The organism is Mesorhizobium sp. NPDC059025, from assembly GCF_042739655.1.
In the GTDB taxonomy this organism is placed as follows: domain Bacteria; phylum Pseudomonadota; class Alphaproteobacteria; order Rhizobiales; family Rhizobiaceae; genus Mesorhizobium.
This window is the reverse complement of record NZ_JBHYIM010000003.1, coordinates 280,459-306,383: the sequence shown is the minus strand read 5'-3', so window position 1 is coordinate 306,383 and position 25,925 is coordinate 280,459. Positions and strand designations below refer to the sequence as shown.

At 62.2% G+C, this 25,925-nt stretch carries 27 protein-coding genes; 18 read left to right on the top strand and 9 right to left on the bottom strand.

Features of this window, described 5'->3' with window-relative positions:
- The first annotated feature begins 61 nt into the window (after positions 1-61).
- From pcaD to ACFWYE_RS09435, 5 genes are read left to right on the top strand one after another with little or no spacing between them, the layout of a single operon-like run.
- Positions 62-862, top strand: a complete 801-nt coding sequence (gene pcaD / locus ACFWYE_RS09455) for a 3-oxoadipate enol-lactonase (RefSeq protein WP_379110972.1) — start codon at positions 62-64, stop codon at positions 860-862.
- A 1-nt stretch (position 863) separates the two neighbouring features.
- Entirely contained in the window at positions 864-1,274 is a 411-nt protein-coding gene (gene pcaC / locus ACFWYE_RS09450; protein WP_379110970.1) for a 4-carboxymuconolactone decarboxylase, read from the top strand.
- On the top strand, positions 1,271-2,011 hold the full coding sequence (pcaH, locus tag ACFWYE_RS09445) for a protocatechuate 3,4-dioxygenase subunit beta (protein WP_379110968.1): 741 nt from the start codon (positions 1,271-1,273) through the stop codon (positions 2,009-2,011). The genes pcaC and pcaH overlap by 4 nt, the downstream gene beginning before the upstream one ends.
- Positions 2,012-2,067: 56 nt before the next feature.
- Positions 2,068-2,685 (top strand): protocatechuate 3,4-dioxygenase subunit alpha, encoded by a 618-nt coding sequence (gene pcaG, locus ACFWYE_RS09440; RefSeq protein WP_379111397.1) that lies wholly within the window; start codon positions 2,068-2,070, stop codon positions 2,683-2,685.
- Positions 2,686-2,690: 5 nt separating this feature from the next.
- Positions 2,691-3,749, top strand: a complete 1,059-nt coding sequence (locus ACFWYE_RS09435) for a 3-carboxy-cis,cis-muconate cycloisomerase (RefSeq protein ID WP_379110966.1) — start codon at positions 2,691-2,693, stop codon at positions 3,747-3,749.
- A 24-nt stretch (positions 3,750-3,773) separates the two neighbouring features.
- Here ACFWYE_RS09435 and iaaH read toward each other — a convergent pair whose 3' ends face one another.
- Together iaaH and ACFWYE_RS09425 are read right to left on the bottom strand one after the other, a co-directional pair.
- The gene (iaaH, locus tag ACFWYE_RS09430) at positions 3,774-5,210 is read right to left on the bottom strand and encodes an indoleacetamide hydrolase (protein WP_379110965.1); all 1,437 of its coding nucleotides are present in this window, start codon (positions 5,208-5,210) and stop codon (positions 3,774-3,776) included.
- An 86-nt stretch (positions 5,211-5,296) separates the two neighbouring features.
- Positions 5,297-6,022 carry a response regulator transcription factor gene (locus tag ACFWYE_RS09425; RefSeq protein ID WP_379110963.1) on the bottom strand — a complete coding sequence of 242 codons (726 nt, stop codon included), beginning with the start codon at positions 6,020-6,022 and terminating at the stop codon, positions 5,297-5,299.
- A 199-nt stretch (positions 6,023-6,221) separates the two neighbouring features.
- Here ACFWYE_RS09425 and ACFWYE_RS09420 point away from each other — a divergent pair, with 199 nt between their 5' ends.
- The 4 genes from ACFWYE_RS09420 (at position 6,222) to ACFWYE_RS09405 (ending at position 8,425) form a co-directional block, all read left to right on the top strand.
- The gene (locus tag ACFWYE_RS09420) at positions 6,222-6,629 is read left to right on the top strand and encodes a VOC family protein (protein ID WP_379110961.1); all 408 of its coding nucleotides are present in this window, start codon (positions 6,222-6,224) and stop codon (positions 6,627-6,629) included.
- A gap of 191 nt (positions 6,630-6,820) precedes the next feature.
- Positions 6,821-7,516: a GntR family transcriptional regulator gene (locus tag ACFWYE_RS09415; RefSeq protein WP_379068206.1), complete on the top strand. Its 696-nt coding sequence runs from the start codon at positions 6,821-6,823 to the stop codon at positions 7,514-7,516.
- A gap of 69 nt (positions 7,517-7,585) precedes the next feature.
- Positions 7,586-7,969: a RidA family protein gene (locus tag ACFWYE_RS09410; protein ID WP_379110959.1), complete on the top strand. Its 384-nt coding sequence runs from the start codon at positions 7,586-7,588 to the stop codon at positions 7,967-7,969.
- Between the two features lie 51 nt (positions 7,970-8,020).
- On the top strand, positions 8,021-8,425 hold the full coding sequence (locus ACFWYE_RS09405) for a VOC family protein (protein WP_379110958.1): 405 nt from the start codon (positions 8,021-8,023) through the stop codon (positions 8,423-8,425).
- Positions 8,426-8,498: 73 nt separating this feature from the next.
- On the opposite strand, the gene ACFWYE_RS09400 is transcribed toward ACFWYE_RS09405, so the two are convergent.
- From ACFWYE_RS09400 to ACFWYE_RS09380, 5 genes are all read right to left on the bottom strand, one after another.
- Positions 8,499-9,584: an ABC transporter ATP-binding protein gene (locus ACFWYE_RS09400; RefSeq protein ID WP_379110956.1), complete on the bottom strand. Its 1,086-nt coding sequence runs from the start codon at positions 9,582-9,584 to the stop codon at positions 8,499-8,501.
- Positions 9,585-9,604: 20 nt separating this feature from the next.
- Positions 9,605-10,447 carry a carbohydrate ABC transporter permease gene (locus tag ACFWYE_RS09395; protein WP_379110955.1) on the bottom strand — a complete coding sequence of 281 codons (843 nt, stop codon included), beginning with the start codon at positions 10,445-10,447 and terminating at the stop codon, positions 9,605-9,607.
- Positions 10,448-10,451: 4 nt separating this feature from the next.
- Positions 10,452-11,363, bottom strand: a complete 912-nt coding sequence (locus ACFWYE_RS09390) for a carbohydrate ABC transporter permease (RefSeq protein WP_379110954.1) — start codon at positions 11,361-11,363, stop codon at positions 10,452-10,454.
- Between the two features lie 65 nt (positions 11,364-11,428).
- The gene (locus ACFWYE_RS09385) at positions 11,429-12,685 is read right to left on the bottom strand and encodes an ABC transporter substrate-binding protein (protein ID WP_379111396.1); all 1,257 of its coding nucleotides are present in this window, start codon (positions 12,683-12,685) and stop codon (positions 11,429-11,431) included.
- 229 nt (positions 12,686-12,914) lie between these two features.
- Complete coding sequence (locus tag ACFWYE_RS09380; RefSeq protein WP_379110953.1) at positions 12,915-14,090, bottom strand: amidohydrolase; 1,176 nt, start codon at positions 14,088-14,090, stop codon at positions 12,915-12,917.
- Positions 14,091-14,201: 111 nt separating this feature from the next.
- Here ACFWYE_RS09380 and ACFWYE_RS09375 point away from each other — a divergent pair, with 111 nt between their 5' ends.
- The 7 genes from ACFWYE_RS09375 (at position 14,202) to ACFWYE_RS09345 (ending at position 21,998) form a co-directional block, all read left to right on the top strand.
- Positions 14,202-15,029 carry an AraC family transcriptional regulator gene (locus ACFWYE_RS09375; RefSeq protein WP_379110951.1) on the top strand — a complete coding sequence of 276 codons (828 nt, stop codon included), beginning with the start codon at positions 14,202-14,204 and terminating at the stop codon, positions 15,027-15,029.
- Positions 15,030-15,428: 399 nt separating this feature from the next.
- Positions 15,429-16,397 (top strand): ABC transporter permease, encoded by a 969-nt coding sequence (locus tag ACFWYE_RS09370; protein WP_379110949.1) that lies wholly within the window; start codon positions 15,429-15,431, stop codon positions 16,395-16,397.
- Between the two features lie 12 nt (positions 16,398-16,409).
- On the top strand, positions 16,410-17,360 hold the full coding sequence (locus ACFWYE_RS09365; protein WP_379068183.1) for an ABC transporter permease: 951 nt from the start codon (positions 16,410-16,412) through the stop codon (positions 17,358-17,360).
- Between the two features lie 4 nt (positions 17,361-17,364).
- A complete protein-coding gene (locus tag ACFWYE_RS09360) occupies positions 17,365-18,558 on the top strand; it encodes an amidohydrolase family protein (RefSeq protein ID WP_379110947.1) in 1,194 nt (397 codons plus the stop codon).
- Positions 18,555-20,051 (top strand): amidohydrolase family protein, encoded by a 1,497-nt coding sequence (locus tag ACFWYE_RS09355; protein ID WP_379110945.1) that lies wholly within the window; start codon positions 18,555-18,557, stop codon positions 20,049-20,051. The genes ACFWYE_RS09360 and ACFWYE_RS09355 overlap by 4 nt, the downstream gene beginning before the upstream one ends.
- Positions 20,044-21,027: an ABC transporter ATP-binding protein gene (locus ACFWYE_RS09350; RefSeq protein WP_379110943.1), complete on the top strand. Its 984-nt coding sequence runs from the start codon at positions 20,044-20,046 to the stop codon at positions 21,025-21,027. The genes ACFWYE_RS09355 and ACFWYE_RS09350 overlap by 8 nt, the downstream gene beginning before the upstream one ends.
- On the top strand, positions 21,024-21,998 hold the full coding sequence (locus ACFWYE_RS09345; RefSeq protein WP_379110941.1) for an ABC transporter ATP-binding protein: 975 nt from the start codon (positions 21,024-21,026) through the stop codon (positions 21,996-21,998). Before ACFWYE_RS09350 ends, ACFWYE_RS09345 begins: the two co-directional genes overlap by 4 nt.
- Before the next feature lie 10 nt (positions 21,999-22,008).
- On the opposite strand, the gene ACFWYE_RS09340 is transcribed toward ACFWYE_RS09345, so the two are convergent.
- Entirely contained in the window at positions 22,009-22,686 is a 678-nt protein-coding gene (locus ACFWYE_RS09340) for a GntR family transcriptional regulator (protein WP_379068172.1), read from the bottom strand.
- A gap of 136 nt (positions 22,687-22,822) precedes the next feature.
- Between ACFWYE_RS09340 and ACFWYE_RS09335 the strand changes: the two genes are divergently transcribed.
- Both ACFWYE_RS09335 and ACFWYE_RS09330 read left to right on the top strand, forming a co-directional pair.
- Complete coding sequence (locus tag ACFWYE_RS09335; RefSeq protein ID WP_379068169.1) at positions 22,823-23,461, top strand: flavin reductase family protein; 639 nt, start codon at positions 22,823-22,825, stop codon at positions 23,459-23,461.
- A gap of 1 nt (position 23,462) precedes the next feature.
- The gene (locus ACFWYE_RS09330) at positions 23,463-24,209 is read left to right on the top strand and encodes an aspartate/glutamate racemase family protein (protein WP_379068167.1); all 747 of its coding nucleotides are present in this window, start codon (positions 23,463-23,465) and stop codon (positions 24,207-24,209) included.
- 145 nt (positions 24,210-24,354) lie between these two features.
- Here ACFWYE_RS09330 and ACFWYE_RS09325 read toward each other — a convergent pair whose 3' ends face one another.
- Positions 24,355-25,827 (bottom strand): amidohydrolase family protein, encoded by a 1,473-nt coding sequence (locus ACFWYE_RS09325; RefSeq protein WP_379110939.1) that lies wholly within the window; start codon positions 25,825-25,827, stop codon positions 24,355-24,357.
- Between the last annotated feature and the right edge of the window lie 98 nt (positions 25,828-25,925).

The following is a 25,925-nucleotide window of genomic DNA, read 5'->3' as shown; positions in this document are numbered from 1 at the left end:
CGGCGCAATTTATTATTTTACTTAACCAAACGAAAGGGCAACAACAGCAAGGGAGGTGTGCATGCGAGCGACACGGATCAATGATATCGTCCTGCATCACCGCCTGACGGGTGCCCCGTCCGACGGCCCGGTCGTCGTGTTCATCAATTCGCTCGGCACCGATTTCCGCATCTGGGACGAGACCGTGGCTCGCCTGGCAGGCCAATGCGCCACGCTGGTCTACGACAAGCGCGGCCACGGCCTTTCGGATCTCGGTAACGCCCGGCCAAGCATCGCCACCCATGCCGCGGACCTTGCCACCCTGCTCGACCACCTCGCCATCAAACGCGCGATCATTTGCGGGCTTTCGATCGGCGGCCTCATCACGCTGGAGCTCTATGCCAGTCGTCCTGACCTCGTGCAGGCGGTGATCCTCAGCAACACCGCCCACAAGATCGGCACAGCGCAATCGTGGAACGAACGCATCGCGATCGCCGAAACCAGCGGCATCGCCGCCTTTGCCGACGGCGTGATGGAAAAATGGTTCACCCCGGCCTTCCATAGTGGGCGGGCCAACGAGCTATCCAGCTACCGCAACATGCTGACCCGCCAGCCTGTCACCGGCTATGTCGCTGCCTGCAGGGCACTCGCTGGTGCCGACCTCACCGAGACCGCAAGAAAAGTTTCGGTTCCGGCACTGTGCATCGTCGGCGACCAGGACGGTTCGACACCGCCGGCACTCGTGCGATCCCTCGCTGATCTCGTGCCCGGTGCACGCTATGAGGTTATCGAAGGCGCGGGGCACATCCCGTGCGTCGAGCAGCCTGAAACCTTCACCGCACTGATCAGCGCCTTCATCCGCTCGCAAACACCGGGACGCTGACATGGCCAAAACCGAGACGACGTCGGAACGCTACAGGCAGGGGACAAAAACCCGCCGCGCGGTGCTTGGCGATGTCCATGTCGACAGAGCGGAGCGTGCAACCACCGATTTCGATCGCCCCTTTCAGGAACTGATCACCGAAGCAGCGTGGGGCGCGGTGTGGGCGCGCCCCGCCTGGACGGCCCGCGAACGTTCCATCGTCACCATCGCGCTGCTGGCGGCCCTTGGACATGACGAGGAAGTGGCCATGCATGTGCGAGCCACCGCCAATACTGGGGCGACACGCGAGGACATAACCGAGGCCATGCTGCATGTCGCGATCTATGCCGGCGTACCGGCGGCCAACCGCGCGATCCGCATCGCCAAACAGGTCTATGAGACGCTCGACGCCGAAAGGGAAGCCAGACCATGACGGACCGCAACCCCGACACTGGCGCCTTCTTCACGCGCGACCGCACCTGGCACCCGCCTGCCTATACGCCCGACTACAAGACTTCGGTGCTGCGTTCGCCGCAGCGGGCACTGCTGGCTCTGGACAACACGATCTCCGAGATCACCGGCCCGGTCTTCGGCCACGCGATCCTCGGCGATCTGGACAACGACCTCATCCACAATTTCGCCCGCTCTGGCGAAGCCGCGATCGGCGAACGCATCATCGTCCATGGCCGGGTCCTGGACGAAAGCGGACGCTGTGTGCCGGGAGCGCTGATCGAAGTGTGGCAGGCCAATGCCGGAGGTCGCTACCGTCACAAGAAGGAAGGCTATCTGGCGGCGCTCGACCCCAATTTCGGCGGCTGTGGGCGCTGCATCACCGACGAGAATGGCAACTACCGTTTCCGCACGGTGAAGCCTGGCCCCTACCCCTGGCCGAACGGCCCCAACGACTGGCGCCCCGCGCACATCCATTTTTCCGTCTTTGGCCACGGCTTCGGCCAGCGGCTGATCACGCAGATGTATTTCGAGGGCGATCCGCTGATCTGGCGTTGTCCGATCGTGCGCACCATTCCCGATCGACGCGCTGTGGAACTGCTGATCGCGCCGCTCGACATGGCCAACACCATTCCCATGGACGCGCGCGCCTACAAATTCGATATTGTCCTGCGCGGCAGGCGCTCGACGCTTTTTGAAAACCGCCTGGACGGCAATTAGGCGTGAACCATCAAGATCGAGACGACATCGGAAACGGCAACGGGTTCACGACCGCCATGACGCAGGATCTCAGCTATCTGAAGGAGACCGCTTCGCAGACGGCGGGCCCTTATGTGCATATCGGCCTGACACCGAATGCCTCCGGCATCAGCGGCGTATATCCGACCGACCTCGGCGCGGCGATGGTGAACGACCGAACAAAGGGAACCCGGATCACCATCCGTGGCCGCGTCATCGACGGCGCAGGCGCGCCGTTGCGCGATGGCCTGGTCGAGATCTGGCAGGCGGATGCGGCTGGCCTCCACAACAGCCCCGGTGAGCCCGGTGGGCAGGCCGATCCGGATTTCACCGGCTGGGGCCGCTGTGCATGCGACGGTGACGACGGTGAGTTCACCTTCCACACCATCAAGCCTGGCCGAATACCGTTCAAGGATGGTCGGTTGATGGCGCCGCACGTCACCTTCTGGATCGTCGCCCGCGGCATCAATCTTGGCCTGCACACACGCATGTATTTCCCTGAGGAAGAGCAGGCAAATGCGGCGGATCCGCTGCTTCTGCGCCTTGAACACCGCGACCGCGTCAAGACCATGATCGCACAGGCCGAGACCACTGACGGCTATCGGTTTGACATCCATTTGCAAGGCGAGCGGGAGACCGTCTTCCTGGATATCTGAGCCCGATGAGCGTTTGCCCTTTCGATCATCCCATCCTTGGCAGCCTTCTCGGCGACGAAGAGATTGCCGCCTATTTTTCCGTCGAGGCGGAAATGAAGGCGATGCTTGCGTTTGAGGCAGCGCTGGCCTCCATCGAAGCGAAGGCCGGCTTGATACCGGGAGAGTCGGCGGCCGCCATCATCGACGCAATCACCACCTTCGAGCCCGACATTGACCGACTGCGTATTGCGATCTCGATAGATGGCGTTGTCGTGCCGGAGCTGGTGCGGCAGCTGCGCGAAGCGGTCGGCGGCAAGGCCGCATCCCATGTCCATTTCGGCGCCACCAGCCAGGATGTCGTCGACAGCGTCCTGATGCTGCGCCTGAAACCGGTGCTTGCCATCATCGAACAGCGTTTCGTTATTTTCCTGCGTGCGCTCGACAGTCTCGAAAAGCGCGATGGCAAGCGCGTCCTGTTGGCCGCGACGCGCATGCAGCCCGCAATCCCCATCCCGGCGGGCGACCGCATCGAGAGCTGGCACGGACCGGCCGAGCGCAATCTCGAGCGGCTGCGTGCATGGATGGCGGACGGGTTCGCCCTGCAGTTCGGGGGTGCAGCCGGAACGCTCGATAAGCTCGGCGACAGGGCGAGCGAGGTGCGCTCGGCGCTTGCAGGCGAACTCGGGCTGGCCGATCGCCCGCAATGGCACAGCCAGCGCGACCGCATCGCCGACCTGGCTTCCGTTTTGTCATTGATCTCGGGAAGCCTCGGCAAGTTCGGTCAGGACATCAGCCTCATGGCACTCGCGGGGGACGCCATCGAACTCGCCGGTGGCGGCGGCTCTTCGGCCATGCCGCACAAGCAGAACCCGATCTATGCCGAAGTGCTGGTGACATTGGCCCGTTTCAACGCCGCACAGCTTGCTGGCATGCATGCCGCACTGGTGCACGAGCAGGAACGATCGGGAGCCGCCTGGACGCTGGAATGGATGCTGCTGCCGCAGATGATTGTTGCCACCGCAACCGCCACAAGGCTGGCCACCGAGCTCACCGCCAGCATCCGGCGGCTGGGCGGCACGACATAAGTGCTTTCGTTTTGTTGCTCGTCGCTAGGCGTATTTGGTTGCCGATTTGAGCATCGGCGCCGGAAGCGCCGGAAAAAGCGTCTCGATCGAAGCCGCGATCGCCAGCAGCACCCGATCCGTGCCAGGTAGCCCGTCCAGGGCCAGCCCCACAGGCAATCCCCGGTCCGTCAATCCAACCGGCAGGCTGATGCCCGGCAGGCCGGCAACACTGCCGGGATCGGTGTTGCGGATGAAGGTCTGGAAGGTCGGTACGCGCCGGCCGTTGAGTTCGACATCGACATCCTCACCGATCGGACGGGCGGGCAACGGCGTCGTCGGAAACACCAGCGCATCGATGCCGTGCACCCTGAAATGATCGCGATAGGCCTGGATCAGCCGCGGCCGATGGACATCCATCGCCTCCTGATAGACAGCCCTCGGAACCATGGTGGCCGGATCGCTGAGGAGGCGCATGATGCCCTGCACGTCCGGGCTGGCGGCCTTCCCCACGATGTCGTCGAATTGTACCGCCGCGCCGCTTTCCGCCAGATAGGCCACGATGTCTCGACCCGGCTCGTAGAAGGCGATGATGTTGCTGGCGGCGGCATTGAGCGCGGCAAGGTCCGCAACATCGGCCTCCACCAGCGTCACGCCGGCCGCCTTCAGCAATGTCAGCGCCTGCAGGCAGACCCGCTCCGTTTCGGGGTCCAGATCGTCCCAGAAATAGCCGCGCGGCACGCCGAGGCGCAGTCCGTCCAGCGACCGATCGGCAGAAATGTCGGCGCTGCCGGTGACGACCCGGTCCATCAACTCGAGATCGGCGACACAACGCGCCATAGGACCAGGCGTGTCGCGCGTCGACGAAATCGGTACGATGCGGCGTGCTGGCCAGCGCCCGGCGGAGGGGCGCAGAGAAGCGATGCCGCACAGGGCGGCCGGCACCCGCACCGAGCCTCCTGTGTCGGTGCCGATGCCACCTGGGGTTAGGCGTGCCGCACAGGAGGCACCGGCACCGCCCGATGACCCGCCTGGGATCATCAGGGGATCATAGGGATTGCGGATCGCGCCGGAAAAGGCGTTGTTGTTGGTGATGCCGAAGGCCAGCTCATGCATGCCGGTGCGACCCAGAAAAATCGCGCCGGTATTGCGCAGGGCAGCCGCGACCGGAGCATCCTTCTTCGGGCGATGGCCGGCAAGGCTGGGCGTGCCGGCGCAGCATTCCTGGCCGGCAATGTCGATGTTGTCCTTGATGCCGAGCGGCACGCCGGCAAGAGGTCCGAGCGCCTCGCCGCCGTGGCGCGCCTGATCCACCGCGCGAGCGGCTTGAAGCGAAGCATCCGCATCAAGTGAGACGAAAGCATTGAGATACGTGTAGGTCGCACCGCGGTCGAGAAATGTCTCGACAAGATGCTCGGCGCTCACCTCGCCGTCGCGAATGGCTTTCGCCGCGGCCGCAACGCCGAGCTCATGCAACTCAGCCATCCAGTCCTCCTCACCCGATCGCGCGAAGCGAATTCTAGAGGCACGAGCTCACCGCGGGTATCAGCAGAAATGCGGATGCGCCTTGGTCAGTTGTCGGAGCGGGAAACGGTGACCGCCAGTTCCGCGCGATTAGCGCAACCGCGCTTTTCCATGGCATGCGAAAGATGCGTGCGCACCGTGGCGAAGCCGATGCCGAGCAGCCGGGCTATATCGCGATCGGTGCAGCCGCGCGCCACCAGAACGGCAACATCACGTTCACGCGGCGTCAGATCGTCACCGTGCAGCGAAGCCCGCAGCAGTGCACGCCTCAGGAACGGCTCCAGCATGTCGAGCAGCACGACGTCGCGTTCCTCGAATTCAGGCCTCGCCTTGGCGCGCCAGATGCGCAGGTCACCAAGGTCCTTGCCATTGTCGAAGACGAACAAATTGATGCCGTGATGCATGCCATCGCGAGACAGGAAATCGTTGAAGAATTCCGTGTGTTCGAGCCTGCGGTGCGGAATAACGAGTTCGACCGGCGTCGCCCGTTTGCGCGCACGCAACTGTTGCGTCATCGGATCGCGGAACTGAAACCAGTCGTCATAGGCCCTGAGATTGTCCTCGCTCATCCGGTAGGCGCGAGAATACTCGAAGATCCCCTTGCCTTCATTCCAGACATAAGAAGCGCCGAAATCCGAGCGCGTCAGCCGAATGATGTCTGCCAGCACATCACCGCGGGCGTCGGCGCCCGGACCGACACGTTCGAGGCGTGCGACGATATCGCCATACAGGCGGATTTCGTCGGACGTGATGTCCCTCATCACAACGCCCATGTCCCGCTCCTCCCCAGCAACAGGCTCGCGGATGCGGACTATAATTGGCGATCGTGCCCTGTCCATCTCGTCAGTCGACGAAATGAACAGGGCACGGGAGTTTCCGAAAGCTAACGCCGTTCCTTGATCAAAAGATCGAATGATGCAATCTTCCGACCAGATCCGATGGCGATCCGAACCGGGGGGAATCCGCTTCACCATGACAGTCTCTGCCCAGACCCATCCACCGATCAACCAGACGATCAGTTTCTTTCGCGTCAGCGATCTCCAGCGCACCCGCGCTTTCTACGAACGGGCTTTCGGCTTGCGCCTTGTCTTTGAGCGCGACGGCAAGGTGCTGATCCTGCAAGCCACGGGAGAGAGCTTCTTCGGTTTCGTCAAAGGCGAACTGCCGGCGGACCAGCCGCGCATGGGCGCCATCACGCTTGTCTCCTCCGATGTCGATGGCTGGTCGAAACGCCTCGCCGAACTCGGCATCGAGACGAAGGGGCCGCCGATCTTCAAGCCGGAATTCGGCATCTACATCCTCTACGTCACCGATCCGGACGGCTACACGGTTGAAGTGCTGGAAATGCGGGCCGAAGGCTGGCCGCACAAGGCGCAATGAGGAGCCCGTCGATGGCCGCGGGCGCCTCGCGTCAAGCGGCCACGTCCGGGAGTCTTGATCGCGAACGAGGCAGATCATGCCGGAACTGAGCCAGCGAAGCCCAGCTCTTGTCTCCAGCATCAAGGATGACTACGACAGTTGAAGATTGGAGCGATCCAGTCGCAACCGTCCTTCGAACAAGGGATCATATCGTGGCAGTCGACGTCTTTGCACCGATAGCGTCGCGCAGCACCATCCAGGACGGTGTCTACCGCCAGCTCAGGCACGCCTTGATGACAGGACGGTTCGATCCGGGCCAGACGCTGACGATCGCGTCGCTGTCGGATTCGTTTGGCACCAGCCACATGCCGGTGCGAGAGGCCCTGCGTCGTCTTGCTGCAGAAAATGCGCTTGAGGTGGCGGCGAATGGCTCGGCTCGAATACCTGCCACAAGCCGCGCCAGGCTTGACGATCTCTGCCGTGCACGCATCGCCGTCGAGAGCCTGGCGACCGAACTGGCCGTCCCCAACATCACCGCCCGCGACATTGTCCAGCTCGAAGGGATCATCCACGAGCACGAAACGATAGGGCGTAGCGACAGCGTCTACGCCATGCTCGGCAAGAACCAGGAATTTCACTTCCACCTCTACGCGGCATCGCAATCGGAAGTGCTTATCCAGCTCATCGAGACGTTGTGGCTGCGGTTCGGCCCCTATATGCGGCTGCTGACGCGCCATATCGAACCCCTGCTGAAGTCCGACGACAGCGGCACCTATTCCGTGCATCACCATGAGATGGTTGCGGCGCTCAAGGCCAGGAATGCCGACGCGGCCCGCACTGCCATCATCGCCGACATTGAAGCGACCCGCGACCTGCTGCGTGAATTGACCGCGGAAGACCAATCCTAAGTCAAGGACTGTATGCTCTATCGAACACGCTCGCGATGCAATTTGATCAATTAATCAACGAGAACGAACATGTCTGAAAGACAAGCGATTTCATCCGGGTCGAAATTCGAGGAGCTGGGGGGTTATTCCCGCGCCGTTGTCGACGGTGAATGGATCTTCGTCTCGGCCACGGCGGGGTCGGAAGCCGATGGCAGCTTCTCGCCGGATACCGCCCAACAGGCACGGCGCGCCCTGGCTGTCATTTCAGCGGCGCTCGCTGAAGCCGACGCAAGTGTCGCCGACGTGGTGCGGGTACGCGTCTATCTGGCCGACCGCGCCGACGTGATGACCGTGTCGAAGATCCTGGGTGAGACTTTCACGGCGCCTCGCCCGACCAATACCACCATCATCTGCGGTTTCCCGGTCGAAGAGATCAAGGTCGAGCTGGAGATGACTGCGCTCAGGCGCCGCTGACCCAAACCGAAGATGTTCGACACCGGGCCATATTTGTGAAGGGGAGAGAAAATGAACACGCCGACAAAGACGGGGACGCTGCCGGTCAACGCGCAGGTCACCTTCCTATACTACAAGGACCTCGCCGCACCTGAGCATTTTTATGGAGGGCAGCTGGGCTTCGAGAAGACCTTCGACAAGGGCTGGGTGAAGTTCTTCCGCATCACCGCCCATTCTTATGTCGGCCTCGTCGACGAAGCGAAGGGACACCACAAGGCATCCGACGCCAAGGCCGTCATGGTCAGCATGGAAACGCCGGAACTCGAAGCCTGGTACGAGCGCATGAAAGGTAGCGGTGCCGAGATCGTCGTTCACTACGATCCGGCCAACGCTGCCGAGCAGATGGTTTCCACCTTCCTGATGCGTGATCCCGGCGGCTACAGCGTCGAGTTCTTCCGCTTCAACAAGCGCGATTGAGCGCTCCTGGGCAATTTCGGGAACGTGCTGCTTCCTTTTGGAATTGCCTCACATCCTTGGCGGCTGCGCGCTGTCATTTCGGTAAGCGCAGCCGTTCTCCATCGGCCGGGTCGAACAGGCAGACGTCGGCAGGCTTGATCGCCAGCGACACGGGCTGCCCACCGGCAAGCTGCAACCGCTCCGTGGTAAAAAGCTTGAGCTGCTGGCCAGCGATGCTCACATGCACCACCGTGGCTACACCCGTCGGCTCGACAAGTTCGACACTCGCCGCGACACCGGCTTCGCTGGCCGGCATCAGCCCGATCCGCTCCGGACGAATGCCGGCAATCACCTCGCCATTATCGGGCAGTCTATCGGGAGCCGGCATGGCCAAAAGCTTGGCAGCGCCAATCTGCAGGTCGATTCCGTTGTCCTCGCGCACCGCTCGCGCCTTGATGAAGTTCATGGCGGGAGAACCGATGAAACCGGCGACGAAAATGTTCGCCGGGTTGTCGTAGAGTTCCAGTGGTGCGCCGACCTGCTGGATGACGCCGCCGTTCATGGCGACGATACGATCGCTCATGGTCATGGCCTCGATCTGGTCATGCGTGACATAGACCGATGTCGCCCCGATATCGCGATGCAGCTTGCGGATCTCGAAACGCATCTGCTCGCGCAACCGTGCGTCGAGGTTGGACAGCGGCTCATCGAACAGGAATGCCTTCGGATTGCGCACGATCGCTCGTCCCATGGCGACGCGCTGGCGCTGCCCACCTGAAAGTGCGCGCGGCCTGCGGTCCTGCAGCGCCTCGAGCCCCAGCTTGTCGCCCGCTCGCTTGACCGCCTCGGCGATACGTTCAGTCGGCGTGCGCTTCAGCTTCAGGCTGTAGCTCATGTTGTCGCGCACACTCATATGCGGATAGAGCGCGTAGGACTGGAACACCATTGCAATGTCGCGGTCGCGTGGTGCCAGGTCGTTCACCGGCATGTCGCCGATACGGATTTCACCGGCGCTGAGATCTTCCAGTCCGGCGATGATGCGCAGCAAGGTCGACTTGCCGCAACCGGACGGCCCGACGAGGACGACGAATTCGCCCGAAGAGATCGTCAGATCCACCCCCCTCAGGACCGGGATCGCGCCATAGTCCTTGCGCACGCCATCGATAGCGATCGAAGCCATTTGCCGAACACCCTTTCGTTTCAGCCCTTCACCGCGCCGGCCGTCAGGCCCTGGACGAGATAACGCTGGATCAGGAAGAAGAAGATGCAAACCGGGACAAGGGCCAACACGCCTGCCGCCATCATCGGCCCGTACTCGATCGTCGCGCGGGTCGAATAAAGAAGCAGCCCCACCGGGAACGTGCTGGCCGAAGCCGATGAATTGAGCAGCAATGCGAACAGGATCTCACCCCATGCACCCGTGAAGCAGAAGCCCGCTGTGGCCACGATACCGGGCAGCGTCAGCGGCGCGATGATCTGCACGAACGCCTTGAAGCGCGTAGCGCCGTCAATCATCGCCGCCTCCTCGAGATCCTTCGGGATGCCGTCGAAGAACGACTGCATCAGGAAGGTGGCGAAAGGGATGTTGAACGCGGTGTAGATGATGATCAGGCCGGTCAGACTGTTGGTCAGCCCCAGCGTGCCGAAAATGCTGAAGATCGGCGTGATCACGATGACGAGCGGGAACATCTGGGTCACCAGCATCAGGCCGACGATCCAGAACTTGCCTTTGAAGGCAAAGCGCGAAAACGCGTAGCCCGACGCCGTGGCAAGCACGGTCGACGCGATCGCGGTGACGCCTGAAACAATGATGGAATTGCGGAAGAACAGCAGGAAGTCGCTTTTGCCGATCACCGTCGCGTAGTGTTCGAAGCTTACCTTGGAAGGCAGCAGATCGGTGCCTTGCTTGTAAAGGATATCGTTGGGCGTGATCGAAACCTTGACGAGCCAGTACAGGGGAAACAGCGCCGCGAGGACATAGATGAGCAGCACGCCGTAGTGCAGCGCCCATTTCGTCGTCCGGATTTGAAAAGAGCCGCGCATGCCGTCACCTTGAGCCCAGCATCATCTGCCGGATCGATATCAGCAGAAGCGCATAGATGAGGAGCAGGACCACAAGTGCCGTCGCGACCGCCGAGGCATAGCCGAAATTCAGCCCCTGATAGGCCTGGGTGAAGACATAGCTGGCGACGATCTGCGAGGAATCTGCCGGGCCGCCCTTTGTCATCACCACGATGAGCTCGGACGAGTTGGCAATCCAGATCGTGCGCAGCATCACCGTGACGACGATGGTCGGCGCCAGGAACGGCAACGTGATCGAGCGGAAGCGTTCGAAACTGCCGGCGCCATCGATCTCCGCGGCTTCATAGATCTCGCTGGGGATCGCTTGCAGCGCGGCGAGCAGCGTGATCGCGAAGAACGGCGTGCCCCACCAGATGCTGGCAATGATGGGCCCAAGCAGCGCATGCTGCGGATCGGAGAGAATGTTGTCTGGCGCGCTCATCAGGCCAAGCGCATAAGCCCAGTGCGGCAGCGGTCCGATCGCCGGATTGAAAAGCCAGGACCAGTTCATGCCGATGAGGAACGTGGGAATAGCCCAGGGCAGGAACACGATGGGCTGGATGATCGACCGGCCTGGGAAAGGCCGGTTGAGCAGCAGCGCCAGGATCAGGCCGAAGACAAACTGGAACGCAACGCAGCTCACCGTCCAGGTGACCGTGTTTTTCAGCGCGCCCCAGAAACTGCCGTCGCGCATCAGGTCACGGAAGTTGTCGAGGCCGACAAATCCGCCCGATGTCGGGTCGAGCAACATGACATTGCGGAAGGCGTAGGAAATTCCGATGACGATCGGAACCAGGGTCGTCACTGTAATCAGCAACAGCGCTGGAGCGCTGTAGAGATAAGGCTCAAGCGCAGCCAGACGCCGCCGTCCGGTCGTGGAGGGATAGGGTACGGTCATGCTCGGCCCGGATTGTCATGACGGCAACGATGCATCCGGCTTCGTTGCCGTCGAGGTAAAGCCAATTACTTCGCCAGGAATTTCTGCTGGGCCTTGGTGAGGATGCCTGCAAATTGCTTGCCGAGGTCCTCGGCCGAGATCTGGCCAAGCAGCGCCTGCTGAGCGAGCTTCACCGCCGTCGAGCCCGCGAAAAGGCTGTATTCCGGCAAATAGCCGGGAGTGACGGTGGGGACGATATCCTTGTCATCAAGGGAGTCGAACCAGGCCCGGTACTTTGGATCGGCATAGGTCGGATCTTTCTCCGCGCTCTTGAAGATGGGCAGTGCGCCCACCGCTTTCGTCCACTGCGGATCGGATTTCGGACCATCGAGCATGGTCAGGAACTTCCAGGCCAGATCCTTGTGCTGGCTCGCCGACATGATCCCCCAGGAACCGTAGCTCAGCACCGGGAATGCCTTGCCGCCCTTGCCCTTCGGCATCGGCACGACGCCGAAATCGTCCTGCGCCATGTGCTCTGACGTCGGCGCCAGCACGTCGGCATCCTGGTCGAGCATGGCGCAGGTTCCGGTGTAGAAGCCGGCGACGGTCTCCTTGTAACCCCAATTGACGCTGTCCTTCGGCGCCCAGCCATTCTTGTAGATATCGATCTGGTTCTGGAAGCCGGCGACCCAGCCGGGTTGATCGAGCGTCGACTTGCCGTCCTTGTCGAAGAACGCGTTATCGCCATTGGTGGCTGCACCCATCATGGCCCAGGCATTGAAGGTGCCTGAGCCGCCGCGAAGGCAGTAGCCATACTTGCCGGGAAGCGCGGATACCTTCTTGGCGGCATCCATGAACTCGTCGATGGTCTTCGGCGGCCCGGCAACGCCAGCCTCAGCAAACAGCTTCTTGTTGTAGTAGAGCGACTTCACGAAAAGACCGTAAGGAAGCACATAGGCCGTGTCCTTGACCTTGCGTGCGAGCTCCAGCGCACGCGGGTTCAGGTCGGCCTTGTGCTCCCATGTCTCGAGATAAGGTTCGAGGCTCTCAAGATGCCCGGAATTGGCATAGAGAGCTACCCAGTTGTCGGGCATTTCCGCCACGTCTGGAATGTCGCCCGCGGCAATCATCGTGGCGAATTTCTCGAAGGAATTGTCCCACGGGATCGAGATGAGCTCGACCTTCACGCCGGGGTTTTCCGCTTCGAACGTCTTGATCACCCCGTTGAGGACGGCCAGAGACTCATCGCTCGTATTGGTCTGGACAAACCGTAGCGTCGTCTCGGCAAGCGCAGGTGCGGCAAGCATGACGACAGTCGTCCCCGCCAGAAGCAGTTTCTTGATCACGATATTCCCTCCCCATGGATGCCCCGGCAAATCACCTCGATCTCTGGACAGGAACAGCTCTCCCAGGCTGGCCTATGTCGGATCGATTTTGTTGACGATCGCTTGGCACTACGATGGATAGATTACATCATTAGATCTTTTGATCAAGAGATACGAAAAGCTTCTCGGTGACCTCCAGTTGCGGCGGTCCGAACTCGCAAGCCACAACCAAACGGCCCAGGAAACTTCAGCCAGCGTGCGGCAAGGCGCGGTGGACGATATTCAGGAAGTAGCGCATGCCGATCGGCACAACATCGTCATCGAAGACGAAACGATCCCCGTGCAGCCCCTCGCCGGGGCCGACATCGCCTGCGCCGATCCAGGCATAGGCACCGTCGCCAACGTCGCGCAGCAGGAAAGCAAAGTCCTCGCAGCCCATGCTCGGCTGGAAATCGGTGCTGACGTGCTCGGCGCCAACCGTGTCCTGCCCGGCAAGAGCCGCTAGCGCGGCGCCGGCTGTGGGATTGACCACCGGCGGATAGCCACGCTTGTAGTCGAGTTCGGCCGTCACACCATGCATGGCCGCGACCGCTTGCGCGACCCGCTCGATCTCTTGAGCGCAATGGTCCGACAGGGCCGGATCATAAAACCGACAGGTACCCTCAACCCTGGCTTCCGTCGGCACGAAATTGTTGAACCGTCCACCATGGATCTGCGTGACCGAGAGTACGGCTGCGACAAGCGGATCAATGCTGCGACTGACCACGCGCTGCACCGCGGTGACAAAGCTGGCCGCAGCCAACACCGGATCGTCACCGAGATGAGGCATCGCCGCATGACAGCCGCTGCCGTGGAAGCGGATCTCGAAATCGTCGACAGCAGCCATCTGCGGGCCGCTCAAAACGCCGATCTGCCCCTTCGGGAAACCCGGCCAGTTGTGAATGGCAAACACTTTCTCGACCGGGAAGCGCTTCAGCAACCCATCCTCGATCATCTTCTTGCCGCCGCCGACTACCTCTTCAGCCGGCTGGAAGATGAAGACGACCGTGCCGTCGAAACCTCCGGTCTCGGAGAGCAGTTTGGCGGCACCCAGAAGGATTGCAGCGTGACCGTCATGGCCGCAGGCATGCATGACGCCTTTGTTCTTCGACACATAGTCGACATCTGCCATCTCTTCGATCGGCAGCGCATCGAGCTCGGCGCGCAGCGCAATCGCCCGTTTGCCGCTTCCCTTGGTCAAGGTTGCAACGACGGCGGTCTGGCTGACGTCGGTATGCACGGCAAGGCCGAATGCCGCGAGTTTTGCGGCGATGAAAGCGGCGGTTTCATGCTCGGCAAAGCCGAGCTCGGGATTGGCATGGATGTGCTTGCGCCAGGCGATGACCTCTGGCGCGATTTCGGCAACTCTGTCGTTGGTGGGCATGGATTGTCTCGCAGCTCGCTTTTCTCGTGATGTCGGTGACCCTAAATGCGGGCAGCGGCTCCGTCTTGAACGGGATTGACCGCCGGGCCGGTTTCCGGAAGGCTGCCACTAATGAACGATGCCAATGAATGCGAGGAAGCGCGGTTGACGCGGCATGCGGGGCTTGGCGATCTCGAATTGCTGACCGCCCGTTACCGCAACCACGCCTATGCGCTGCACACGCATGACAGCTACGTATTCGGCGTCGTGGTTGCCGGCGCCGAAAAGCTGCGCATCAACCGCCAGGCCTATCTGGCTCCTGCCGGCTCGATCATCGTCGTCAATCCCGAGGACCCGCATGATGGCGAGAAGGGCTGCGAGGCCGGCTGGGCCTATCGCACCTGCTACCCGCGTGCCGAGCTGATGCGCGAGGTCGCGGAAGATCTCGAGCTTGGCCATTTGCCGATGTTCAGCCAGGGTATTCTCGAGGCCCCGGACCTCGCCGGCGAGTTTGTGCAGGCCCACCGCCTTGCCGTCGCCGGCAAATCTATGGAAGCGGAAACAGCGATGCTGACGGCATTGCGCGAACTGACCGGGTGCTTCGCGGACCGTGGCGGCCGCGACCTTTCAGCCAACGACAGCGCGGCAGCAAGGCGATTTCGGCGCTACCGTGATCTCGTCGAAGCTGATCTCACCGGCGCCTTCGAGCTGGGCGACCTCGCCGAGGTGGCGGGCGTAACCCGCTTCCAGGTGATCCGTGACTTCAAACGCGTTGCCGGCATGACGCCCGGCCAATATCTGCGCGACTGCCGCATTCGCGCCGCTTCTGCACTGATGCGAACCAGCAAACCCCTGGCTGAAATCGCCTTCGACACCGGCTTTGCAGACCAGAGCCACCTCACCCGGCAGTTCAAATCCATGCGCGGCGTATCGCCTGGAGCATTTCGCGAAGCGGGTTGAGCCGCCGCGACCACCTTCGGCTGGAGCCGGATATCGCCGATACACGGAATCTGGATGGCGTGTGATGCCCCAACCAATGCGGTTTCTCACCGAACGATACCGTGCCGCTTGGCATCCCTGGAGGCCGGCACAACCAGGCATCTCCGTGTACTGTCGCCTAATGACATCAAAATTGTCGACAAAATAGTTGACAATAATACCGACATGCTGAATATCCGATGCCATATTGCGAACGACGGCATCAAAGATCGTCGCTGTGACATCGGGAGGATGTTTCATGATCGACCAGCACGCGCCGGACAATCGGGCAACAATCGTTGAACGTCGACGCCGGAGGCTGCTGAGCCTCTGAAGCGCATTCCGTATTTCCCGCAAAGGTCGGCCCCGACGAGGTTCCCCATGCTGGTCTTCACCATAAGCCGTCTCGCCAACGCCATCATGGTCATGCTGGCCGTCGCCATGCTCGCTTTCCTGATCTTCCGCCTCGCTGGCGATCCGGTCGAGATGATGGCCGGCGAGCAGATGACCCAGGAAGATCGCGATGCGCTGCGCGAACGGCTCGGCCTGAACGACGGCACCTTGACGCAGTTCGCGCGCTTCGTCGCCAATGCCGCACGCGGCGACTTCGGCGTTTCCTACCGCAACGGCCAGGATGTGCTGACGCTGATCGGCGAGCGTTTCCCGGCAACGCTCGAACTCGTGCTGGTGGCGACGCTGATTTCACTGATCGTCGGGCTGCCCCTCGGCGTTCTCACCGCCATCAAGCGAGGGCGATGGTATACGGAATCCCTGCAATTCCTGTCGATCATCGGCGTTTCGCTGCCGAGCTTCGTGGTCGGCATCCTGCTCATCCTGGTCTTTTCGGTCATTCTTGGCTGGTCGCCGTCTTTCGGACGCGGCGAGGTCGTGCAGATCGGCTGGTGGTCGACTGGCCTGCTGACGCCGTCCGGACGCGCGGCGCTCATCCTGCCAGCCATTGCGCTGTCGCTCTACCAGATCACTTTGATCATGCGACAGGTACGCGCCGAAATGCTTGAAGTGCTGCGCTCCGACTATGTGAAATTCGCCCGGGCCCGCGGCATTCCGCGCTGGCGCATCTACTTCCGACATGCCCTGCGCAACTGCCTGATGCCCGTGGTGACGATGACCGCCATGAATGTCGGCTCGCTGATCGCCTTCGCGCTGATCACCGAAACCGTCTTCCAGTGGCCAGGTATGGGCATGCTGTTCATCCAGGCCGTCACCTTCCTCGATATCCCGGTGATGGCAGCGTATCTGTGCATCATCTCCTTCATTTTCGTCGCGCTGAACACGCTGGTCGACATCACCTATGCCGTGATCGATCCGCGCCTGCGCGCCTCGCACTAAGGAGGCCGTTCGATGACGCTCGACACTTCGAAGGCAGCTCCGGCAAAACCTCAATCCGCGCTGCAGCGCTGGCGCGACAGCGATATCTGGTGGTCGTTCACGCATTCGAAAGCCGCCATGCTGGCTGCTGCGATCTTCGCCATCCTGATCGCGACGGCGGTGTTCGCGCCCTTGTTCGCGCCGCAGAACCCTTACGACGCCGCACAGCTCGACATGTGGAAGGCCGAGCTGCCCCCGGTATGGCAGGAAGGCGGCGAATGGCCTTACCTACTGGGCACTGACACGCAGGGTCGCGACATGCTGTCGGCCATCCTCTACGGCACGCGCATCTCGATGGTCATCGGCCTTGCTTCCGTCGCGCTGTCGTTGCTGATCGGCATGACCGCCGGCCTGGTTGCCGGTTTCTTCGGCGGCTTCATCGAGAACATTCTGATGCGCATCGGCGACATCACCCTGTCGATCCCGACGATCCTGATTGCCATCCTCGTCTCGACTGTAGTGCGCCAGTTGCTGCCCTCGGATCTGCGTGAGATCGGAGCATCCGCAGTGCTGGTACTGGCGATCGCACTTTCCTCCTGGGTGCAATATGCACGCACGGTGCGTGCGCAGACCATCGTCGAACGCAGCAAGGAATATGTGCAGGCGGCCCGGCTGCTGAAAGTGCCGGCCCGCCGGATCCTGGCGCACCACATCCTGCCCAACACGCTGACCCCGGTGCTGGTCGCCGCCACGCTGAATTTCGGCATGGCGATCCTGACGGAAGCGACACTCTCCTTCCTCGGCATCGGCATGCCGCCCGGCCAGCCGTCGCTCGGCACGCTGATCCGCATCGGCAACCAGTTCCTGTTCTCCGGCTCGTGGTGGATCGTCCTGTTTCCGGTGATCCAGCTCTGCCTGCTCGTCGTCGTCGTCAATGTGCTGGGAGACTGGCTGCGCGACGTGCTCAATCCGAAACTGAGGTAGGTGCATGACCAATCTGCTGCTCCGCAACGTCCGGCCTTATGGAGGCGCCGTCAGCGATCTGCTGATCCGCGACGGGCGCATTGCCGGGATCGGTCATTTCGAGCCGGAAGCCGGCATGCCTGTCGAGGACGGCGGTGGCGCCATCGCCATTCCGGGCCTGATCGACGCGCACACCCACCTCGACAAGACCACCTGGGGCATGCCCTGGCACGAAAACAACCGGCGCGCGGTGCTGCGCGAGCGCATCGACTTCGAACGCGAAAACCGCCTCGCCATCGGCATCGACCCGCACCGCCAGTCGATGCGTCATGCCATTGGCCTCGCCGCGCATGGCGCGACCCATATCCGCAGCCATGTCGACATCGATCCGACGCACAGGCTTTCGATCGTTGACGGCATCATGGAAACCCGCGAGAAGCTGAAAGACATCATCGACATCGAAATCGTCGCTTTCCCGCAATCGGGCGTCATGGTGATGCCCGGCACTGTGGAACTGCTCGACGAAGCACTGGCGCAAGGCTGCGAAGTGCTTGGCGGCATCGATCCCTGCGGCATCGACCGCGACCCCAAGGGCCAGCTCGATGCGATCTTCGCGCTTGCCGTGAAGCACCAGAAACCGATCGACATCCATTTGCACGAGACGGGTGATCTCGGCGCCTTCACCATGGAGCTGATGTTCGAGCGCATCCGCGTCAATGGCATGCAGGGCAAGGTGGCGATCAGCCACGCCTTCGCGCTGGGCATGAACGACTATCTGCGCGTCGGCCAGCTCATCGAACAGATCGCCGAACTCGACGTCGCCATCCTGACCACCGGCGCACCCTCGGCTACGGTGCCGTCGATCATGCGGTTGAAGGAAGCCGGTATCCGGGTCGGCGCCGGCTGTGACGGCATCCGCGACACCTGGGGGCCCTGGGGCCAGCCCGACATGCTCGATCGCGCCAAGGTGGTCGGCATGAAGAACGGCCTGCGCTCCGACAACGACCTGGCACACGTCCTGCACATCGTCTCACAAGGCGGAGCTGACGTCATGCGCATCGAAGGCTACGGCCTGGCAGAGGGCTGCAATGCAGACCTGACGCTCCTGACCGGCGAGACGCTCGCCCACGCCGTGGTCGACGTCGCGCCACGCCCCCTTGTCGTCAAGGGCGGACGCGTCACCGCGCGCAACGGCCAGCCGACGGTGGACATGCCATGACACGACAGATCCTGGATTCACTCGAACTCGGCAAGCGCCCCGAGGGTCGCACGCTGATCACCGCCGCCTGGGTGCTCGGCAATCGCGACGGCGGACACCGGCTGATCCCGAATGGCGAAGTCGTCATCGACGGCGGAGAAGTCGTTTTCGTCGGTACGACCTTCCCCGGTGAGGCCGCAAGACGCATCGATTTCGGCAATGCGCTGGTCAGCCCGGGTTTTGTCGACCTCGATGCGCTCTCCGATCTCGACACCACAATCCTCGGCATCGACAACCAGCCGGGCTGGGCCAAGGGCCGTGTGTGGCCGCGCTCTTACGTCGAGGCAGGCCCTTATGAGATGTACAGCCAGGAGGAACTGGCGTTTCAGAAGCGCTTTGCCTTCGGGCAATTGCTGCTCAACGGCATCACGACGGCAGCGCCCATCGCCTCGCTGTTTTACCGCGAATGGGGCGAAACAGTCGCCGAGTTTGATGCGGCTGCCGATGCCGCCGGAGACCTTGGCCTCAGGGTCTATCTCAGCCCCGCCTACCGCGCCGGCGGCATGGTGCTGGAAGGCCCCGGCAAGATGGTGCCGGTGTTCGACGAACAACGCGGCCTGGCCGGGCTGCGCGATGCGGTCGATTATATCGGCAGGCAGAACGGCCGCCACGGCGACCTTGTGCGCGGCCTGCTGGCGCCTGACCGCGTCGAAACCTGCACCGAGGAGCTGCTGCGCCAGACCCAGGCGGCGGCAGTCGAGCTCGGCTGCAAGATCCGCCTGCACATGGCGCAGGGCTCGATGGAGGTCGATACCGTTCGCAGATTGCATGGCACGACCGCTCCTGTCTGGCTGGCGCGCGCCGGGCTGCTCAACGACCGGCTGATCGCACCGCATGCCACCAACGCCACCGACGAGGATCTCGACCTCTACGCCGAACACGGCGTCTCGATCGTGCATTGCTCGCTGGTGTCGGCGCGCAGCGGCAGCATCTTGAACTCGTTCTCCAAATGCCGTGAGCGCGGCATCAACATTGCGATGGGAACCGACACTACCCCGGCCGACATGCTGATGAACCTGCTGATCAGCCTGATCACTTGCCGCATCGCCGACAAGGCTTCGGACCGCGTGCGCTCCGCCGACCTGTTCGATGCGGCGACGCTGGGAGGCGCTAAGGCGCTCGGCCGCGACGATCTCGGCCGGCTGATGGCCGGCGCGCGCGCCGACATCGCCGTTTTCGGCCTCGACGATGCTGTCATGGCGCCGTCCGTGGACCCGATCACCACGCTGGTCACAGGTGGTTCGGGCAAGGTCACGCAGGCCGTGTTCGTCGACGGGCGGCTGTCCATGCGTTTCGGTGAGGTGGCCGGCATTGACATGAAGGCGGCGCGCGAGCGTGCTCAGCAGCAATATGACGGCCTGATCGCCAAATATCCGGACCGCAGCTGGGGCCACCCGCCGGTTTCGGACATCTTCCCGCCAAGCTATCCCATCGAGGTCGACGCCAATGGCTGAAACCCAGCAAGCCGTGCTCGAGGTTCGTGGCCTCAAGGTTGAATTCCCCGGCCGCCGCGGCATCGCCACGGCTCTCTCGGATGTGAGCCTTTCAATCCGCCCCGGCGAGATCCTCGGCGTGGTCGGAGAATCCGGTGCCGGCAAGTCGATGACCGGTCTTGCCATCCAGGGGCTGCTCGAACGTCCGGGACACATCGCCGAAGGCGAAATCTGGCTGAAAGATCGACGCATCGACAATCTCGGCGATCGCGAGATGGAGAAGATCCGTGGCCGCGAGATCGGCGCCATCTTCCAGGACCCGCTGACCTCGCTCAACCCGCTGTTCACGGTCGGCGCACAATTGACCGAAACGATCCGGCAGCATCTCGGCATGGGCAAGGCCGAGGCCAAGGCGCGAGCGATTTCGCTGCTGAAAGATGTCGGCATCCCCTCACCCGAAGAACGCGTCAACCAATACCCGCATCAGTTCTCCGGTGGCATGCGCCAGCGCGTCGTGATTGCGCTGGCGCTTGCTGCTTCGCCGAAGCTGATCATCGCCGATGAGCCAACCACGGCGCTCGATGTGTCGATCCAGGCACAGATCACTTCGCTCCTGCGCAAGCTCTGCAAGGAGAAAGGCACGGCGGTGATGCTGGTGACCCACGACATGGGGGTCATTGCCGAAACGGCGGACCGCGTCGCTGTCCTCTATGCCGGCCGCCTCATCGAGGTCGGCCCGGTCGAGCAGGTGCTGCGCGCTCCAAAACACCCCTACACACGCGGATTGATGGCCTCGATCCCTGCGCTCGGTGCCCGCGTCGAACGGCTCAACCAGATCGACGGCTCGATGCCACGCCTCGACGCCATCCCGCCGGGTTGTGCTTACAACCCGCGCTGCAAGGAGGCTGGCCCGCGCTGCACGCGGGAGCGGCCAGGTCTGGCGTCGGCTGGTGCCGGCTCCAGCGCATGCTGGCTGAACGCGGGAGGAACCGCATGACCGCGATGACCCAGAAGACGGCCCTCTGCGTCAGCCGGCTGGTCAAGACATTCGATGTCTCCACGCCCTGGCTCAATCGTGTCGTCGAACGCAAGCCGCAGCAGTTCCTGCAGGCCGTCAGCGACATCAGCTTCGATGTTCCCCTTGGGGGATGCCTGAGCCTTGTCGGCGAAAGCGGTTGCGGCAAATCCACCGTCGCGCGGCTGGTGACGGGTCTATACAAGCCGAACGGTGGCGAAATGCGTTTCGCACCGGGCCAGGACGGCAAGCCGCTGTCCGCTCAGATGATCTTCCAGGACCCCTACGCCTCGCTGAACCCGCGCTGGCGCGTGAGGAACATCATCGCCGAGCCTATCCGCGAACTGAAACTGCGCGAGACCAAAGCCGAAATCGACGACCGCGTGGTTGAACTGCTGAAGACGGTCGGCCTCTCAGCTTCCGATGGCGACAAGTTCCCGCACGAGTTCTCGGGGGGCCAGCGCCAACGCATCTCGATCGCGCGGGCACTCGCCAGCGAGCCCGAATTCCTGGTCTGCGACGAGCCGACCTCGGCGCTCGACGTTTCCGTTCAGGCGCAGGTACTCAACCTGATGCGGCGCCTGCAGGATCAGTTCGGCCTGACCTATCTGTTCATCAGCCATGACATGAGTGTTGTACGGCACATGTCGGACCGCATCGCGGTGATGTATCTCGGCCGCATCGTCGAAGAAGGCGAGACGGAAGCGCTGTTCGCCAGGCCACGACACCCCTACACGCAATTGCTGCTGCAGACGATCCCGAACATCGAAAAGCCGCATCGGGACCGTGTCGTCGCCGGAGGCGAGGTTCCAAGCCCGCTCAAGCCGCCGTCGGGCTGCCCCTTCCATCCAAGATGTCCGATCGCGACGGCGCATTGCTCGTTGGAATTGCCTGAGGTGCGTACGTTCTCAAACGGCACGCGGGTAGCCTGCCATCTTGCGGAGGATGCGTAGAGTTGCGGGTTTAGGCCAGCGCGGCACGCAGATCATGAGACATGTCGCGCACTTCCCTCAGGTCCAATTCGGACTCCACATGCTCCAGATGATGTTCCATCAGCCCAGAAGCCTTCTTGAGGTCGCCCGCGGCGATCGCATCGACGATCTCGGCGTGCTCGTCCGGCCCGCAGTTGAAGCGGGCTGTGTTCCGATACACGGCCGTGATCAGCGAGGTGCGCGAGATCAGGTCGCGCATCATGCCGAAGAGGAAGTCGGAGCCAGAGATCTCGGCAAGCAGAAGATGGAAACCGCCGGACAGCTTGATGATATCGGTGGTCGCGTCGTTGGCGTTGGCGGTCCGCTCCTGGGTGACATGGGCGCGCAGCCGCGCCAGATCGGCCTTCGTCACAGAGGCGCCGATGCGGGCGACGACGCGACTTTCCACGGAGCGGCGAATGGTGAAGACGTCTCTCGCCTCGTCCACCGTCGGCTGGCACACGAAAGCACCGCGATTGGGGATGATGGTCACAAGGCCCTCGCGCTCAAGCGCGGCCAGCGCCTGGCGGATACGCGCGCGGCTGACATCGAAGATCGCGGCCATCTGGCCTTCCTTGAGCTGCACGCCTGGGCGCAACCGGCGCTCAGCGATCGAGAGCCACACCTTTTCGACGATCTGCTGTATCGAAATGCCTGCCTGCTCGGTCATGACTCTCTTTCCCGCTGTCTAACCGACATCCGCCAAGGCTGACAAAAAGTCAATATTTGCATTGGTCCATGAGCTTTTTTTGTAGATAATACATTCAAAAATTGTCTACAATATTCTGCATGGACGGGAGACTCGAATGGAATTCAACTTCACAGAGATGGAGGCGGAGGGGCGTTATCGCCTGCTGACCAATTTTGTCGGCCCGCGCCCGATCGCGCTGGTGACCACGCGCTCCGCAACCGGGCGCAGCAATGCCGCGCCGATGAGTTTCTTCAACGTCTTCTCGCACGAGCCACCCATTGTCGTGCTGGGCATACAGCCGCGTCTGTCCGGCGAAGACAAGGACACCGTCGCCAATATCCGGCGCACCGGCGAGTTTGCGATCAACATGGTCGATATGGCGTTGTCGCAACAGATGCTCGTGTGCGGACTGGCATTCGAGACAGATGTCGATGAACTGGAGATATCCGGACTTCCCACGGCCCCTTGCCGGCAGATTGATGTCGACTTCGCCGCCAGTTCGCCCTGTGCCTTCGAATGCCGGGTGGAACGGCTGATCGAATATCCACGCCGTGTGCTGGTTCTGGGGCAGGTCGTGCACATGCATGTACAGCGCGATTGCCTCGACGAAGCCGGCCGCTACGTGAATCCCGAGACCTATCAGCCGATAGCCCGGTTGCACGCCGACAACTACATCACTTCCGACCGCCAGTTCGTGCTCAAGGCGCCTCCGATCTCTGAAGTCCTCAACACAGCCAAACGCGTGGGCCAGTAAAGTGCATATTCACCTGATCAATCCCAATTCGACGGCTTCCATGACCGCGCAAGCACTGGACAGCGCGCTGAAAGTCGCTAGCGCGGGCACGCGCGTGACCGCAGTCAACCCGGTCGGAACACCGGTGAGCATCGAAGGCTCCGCCGACGAAGCCCTGTCCGTGCCGGCCATGCTGCAGGAAATCCGCAAGGGCGAGACACAAGGCGTCGACGCCTATGTGATTGCCTGCTTCGACGACCCTGGTCTGCACGCTGCCCGTGAAATCGCGAGGGGACCGGTGATCGGCATCTGCCAGGCGGCTGTGCAGGTGGCCATGACGATCAGCCGGCGCTTTTCCGTCGTCACCACCCTGCCCCGCTCGGTCCCGATCATCGAGGACATCGTGCAGGCTTATGGCGCCGGTCATCATTGCCGCGCAGTGCATTCCATCGACCTGCCCGTGCTGGGACTGGAGGAAGATCCCGAAACCGCTGAACGGCTGCTGCTGGAGACGATCGAGCGGGCCAAGATAGAGGATCGCGCGGAGGCGATCATCCTGGGCTGCGCAGGCATGTCGAGCCTGTGCGACCGGCTGTCGGCCGCAACCGGCGTGCCGGTGATCGACGGCGTTACTGCCGCGTTGAAGATCGCCGAAGCCCTCGTCGGCGCGGGTTATGCGACCTCCAAGGTCAGCACCTACAACTACCCGCGTCCAAAAGGGCAATTCGCGGAACGCATGGAAAACGCGCCGATAAGGGCAAGCGTCTAAGACACCTTCCAGCTGAAATCATGCAAAAACAAAGCGTTATTTCGCTTTCACGATTCAGCCTCTGAAGTTTCCGGATTGATCGGGAGGCCAGCTGGCGGCCTCCATCGATGAATGAGCGCGTGTCCGGCAAAAGCGAATGGCGCCGTCAGGCGCCAGGATCGGGCAGCACGATCGGTTCGCGGAACGTCCGGCTGATCTGCCCCCAGCCCGGATCATGCATATGCGCCTTGAGGCCGGCGCGATCCACCATCGCCTGCGCTTCGCGTTCGCCGAAATCGAGGGCTTGATCGACATCCACTGTCAACACACGTCCCTCCTTCATCAGGACCTTGCCATCGACGATCACCGTATCGACATCGCTGCCGACAACCTGATGAATGAGCCGGTGCACCACCATCCAGTTCGGCGCGAGATGCGGCTGGCGCATGTTGATGATGGCGACGTCCGCCTTCTTGCCGACTTCCAGCGAACCGATCTCGTGCGCCTTGCCAAGTGCCCTGGCGGCGTCGATCGTGATCATTTCGAGCACCTTGCCCGGCGGCAGCAGGTAGCGGTCGTTGTTGTTGAGCAGATGCTGCGTGAATTGCGCGAGACGCGCAATCTGGAACATGTCGAAATGTCGGCTGGGCGAAACGCCATCCGAGGTGATCGCCACCGGCACGCCTTTCGACATCATGTCCAGCAGCGGCACGGCGCGGCCGGGCGGCGCATGCGTCACATGTGTTCCGGTTGCAGCCAGGATATCAACCTCTTCGTGCGAAATGCCCCAGCAGTGCTGAAGGTGCACATCCGGACCGAGCAGCGCGTTTTCCTTGTCCTGGAAGGCCATGCGGATCTGGCCGGCAAAGGCGTCGGAATGAATGCGAACGCCCCATTTGCGCGCGGTTTCACGCACCCTTCGCGCCTGCATGCGATCATCTTCCGTCAGCCTGACCGCAAGATCCGGCGTCGTCGGATTCGATGGGTCGAGAGACGGGACGATCGTGAACGGCGTCACAAACACATCGATGCGCCCGTCGGCACTGCCGTTGAGCGCCTCGATTGTCGCTTCGGTTCCCTCGATCATCTCCTCGAAGGAAACCTGCCGCCCCTGAGGCGCGCCGCTCTCCCACCGAGTGACCGCGTGCGGCCAGGGCAGCCCTGCCGGGCCGACGCAGACCACCTCCCGCAAGCCGATCTCTGAATAGGCCTTGGCGTGGTTGGTGGCGAAGACCGGATCGTCACTGCGCGGCATCGACGAAATGATGCTGACCCCGGTGGTAACGCCGGCCCGCAAGCGCTCCAGTCCGCCCACCAGCCCGTCCGCGTACCAATAGTCGCGGGTTGCATGATGGTAGTAGGTCGGCGTGACGATCCGCATCCACAGCGAATAGGTGTCGGCGGCTATCGAACGGATCAACGCATGACCGGCATGGCCGTGCGCATCAATGATGCCTGGAATGATGAGCTTGCCGCGGCAATCGACAATCTTCTTGTCCAGATGCCGAGGCTCGAGATCCTCCGCGGTCCCGATGTCGACAATCCTGTCGCCCAGGATAGCAACGGCACCATTTTCGATCACACGCCGGTCGGCATCGACGGTGACAATGGTTCCGTGAAGCAACAGCAGTCCGTTCACGTTTTCTCCTCAAAGGCGCTCCCGACCTTAGGTGTTTTGCTACCCATTCATGCAATTTACGTCAACAATATTGTTGACAATTTTGTTGATCATGATGA

What these genes read in the sequence shown, in the direction of transcription:
- ACFWYE_RS09340 (WP_379068172.1), bottom strand. Translation starts at nt 22,686, where the DNA reads ATGACCGAGCAGGCAGGCATTTCGATACAGCAGATCGTCGAAAAGGTG.
- ACFWYE_RS09355 (WP_379110945.1), top strand. Translation starts at nt 18,555, where the DNA reads ATGACACGACAGATCCTGGATTCACTCGAACTCGGCAAGCGCCCCGAG.
- ACFWYE_RS09345 (WP_379110941.1), top strand. Translation starts at nt 21,024, where the DNA reads ATGACCGCGATGACCCAGAAGACGGCCCTCTGCGTCAGCCGGCTGGTC.
- pcaD (WP_379110972.1), top strand. Translation starts at nt 62, where the DNA reads ATGCGAGCGACACGGATCAATGATATCGTCCTGCATCACCGCCTGACG.
- ACFWYE_RS09425 (WP_379110963.1), bottom strand. Translation starts at nt 6,022, where the DNA reads ATGGGCGTTGTGATGAGGGACATCACGTCCGACGAAATCCGCCTGTAT.
- ACFWYE_RS09370 (WP_379110949.1), top strand. Translation starts at nt 15,429, where the DNA reads ATGCTGGTCTTCACCATAAGCCGTCTCGCCAACGCCATCATGGTCATG.
- ACFWYE_RS09400 (WP_379110956.1), bottom strand. Translation starts at nt 9,584, where the DNA reads ATGGCTTCGATCGCTATCGATGGCGTGCGCAAGGACTATGGCGCGATC.
- ACFWYE_RS09375 (WP_379110951.1), top strand. Translation starts at nt 14,202, where the DNA reads ATGAACGATGCCAATGAATGCGAGGAAGCGCGGTTGACGCGGCATGCG.
- ACFWYE_RS09390 (WP_379110954.1), bottom strand. Translation starts at nt 11,363, where the DNA reads ATGACCGTACCCTATCCCTCCACGACCGGACGGCGGCGTCTGGCTGCG.
- pcaG (WP_379111397.1), top strand. Translation starts at nt 2,068, where the DNA reads ATGACGCAGGATCTCAGCTATCTGAAGGAGACCGCTTCGCAGACGGCG.
- iaaH (WP_379110965.1), bottom strand. Translation starts at nt 5,210, where the DNA reads ATGGCTGAGTTGCATGAGCTCGGCGTTGCGGCCGCGGCGAAAGCCATT.
- ACFWYE_RS09405 (WP_379110958.1), top strand. Translation starts at nt 8,021, where the DNA reads ATGAACACGCCGACAAAGACGGGGACGCTGCCGGTCAACGCGCAGGTC.
- pcaH (WP_379110968.1), top strand. Translation starts at nt 1,271, where the DNA reads ATGACGGACCGCAACCCCGACACTGGCGCCTTCTTCACGCGCGACCGC.
- ACFWYE_RS09365 (WP_379068183.1), top strand. Translation starts at nt 16,410, where the DNA reads ATGACGCTCGACACTTCGAAGGCAGCTCCGGCAAAACCTCAATCCGCG.
- ACFWYE_RS09420 (WP_379110961.1), top strand. Translation starts at nt 6,222, where the DNA reads ATGACAGTCTCTGCCCAGACCCATCCACCGATCAACCAGACGATCAGT.
- ACFWYE_RS09350 (WP_379110943.1), top strand. Translation starts at nt 20,044, where the DNA reads ATGGCTGAAACCCAGCAAGCCGTGCTCGAGGTTCGTGGCCTCAAGGTT.
- ACFWYE_RS09410 (WP_379110959.1), top strand. Translation starts at nt 7,586, where the DNA reads ATGTCTGAAAGACAAGCGATTTCATCCGGGTCGAAATTCGAGGAGCTG.
- ACFWYE_RS09360 (WP_379110947.1), top strand. Translation starts at nt 17,365, where the DNA reads ATGACCAATCTGCTGCTCCGCAACGTCCGGCCTTATGGAGGCGCCGTC.
- ACFWYE_RS09435 (WP_379110966.1), top strand. Translation starts at nt 2,691, where the DNA reads ATGAGCGTTTGCCCTTTCGATCATCCCATCCTTGGCAGCCTTCTCGGC.
- ACFWYE_RS09395 (WP_379110955.1), bottom strand. Translation starts at nt 10,447, where the DNA reads ATGCGCGGCTCTTTTCAAATCCGGACGACGAAATGGGCGCTGCACTAC.
- ACFWYE_RS09380 (WP_379110953.1), bottom strand. Translation starts at nt 14,090, where the DNA reads ATGCCCACCAACGACAGAGTTGCCGAAATCGCGCCAGAGGTCATCGCC.
- pcaC (WP_379110970.1), top strand. Translation starts at nt 864, where the DNA reads ATGGCCAAAACCGAGACGACGTCGGAACGCTACAGGCAGGGGACAAAA.
- ACFWYE_RS09335 (WP_379068169.1), top strand. Translation starts at nt 22,823, where the DNA reads ATGGAATTCAACTTCACAGAGATGGAGGCGGAGGGGCGTTATCGCCTG.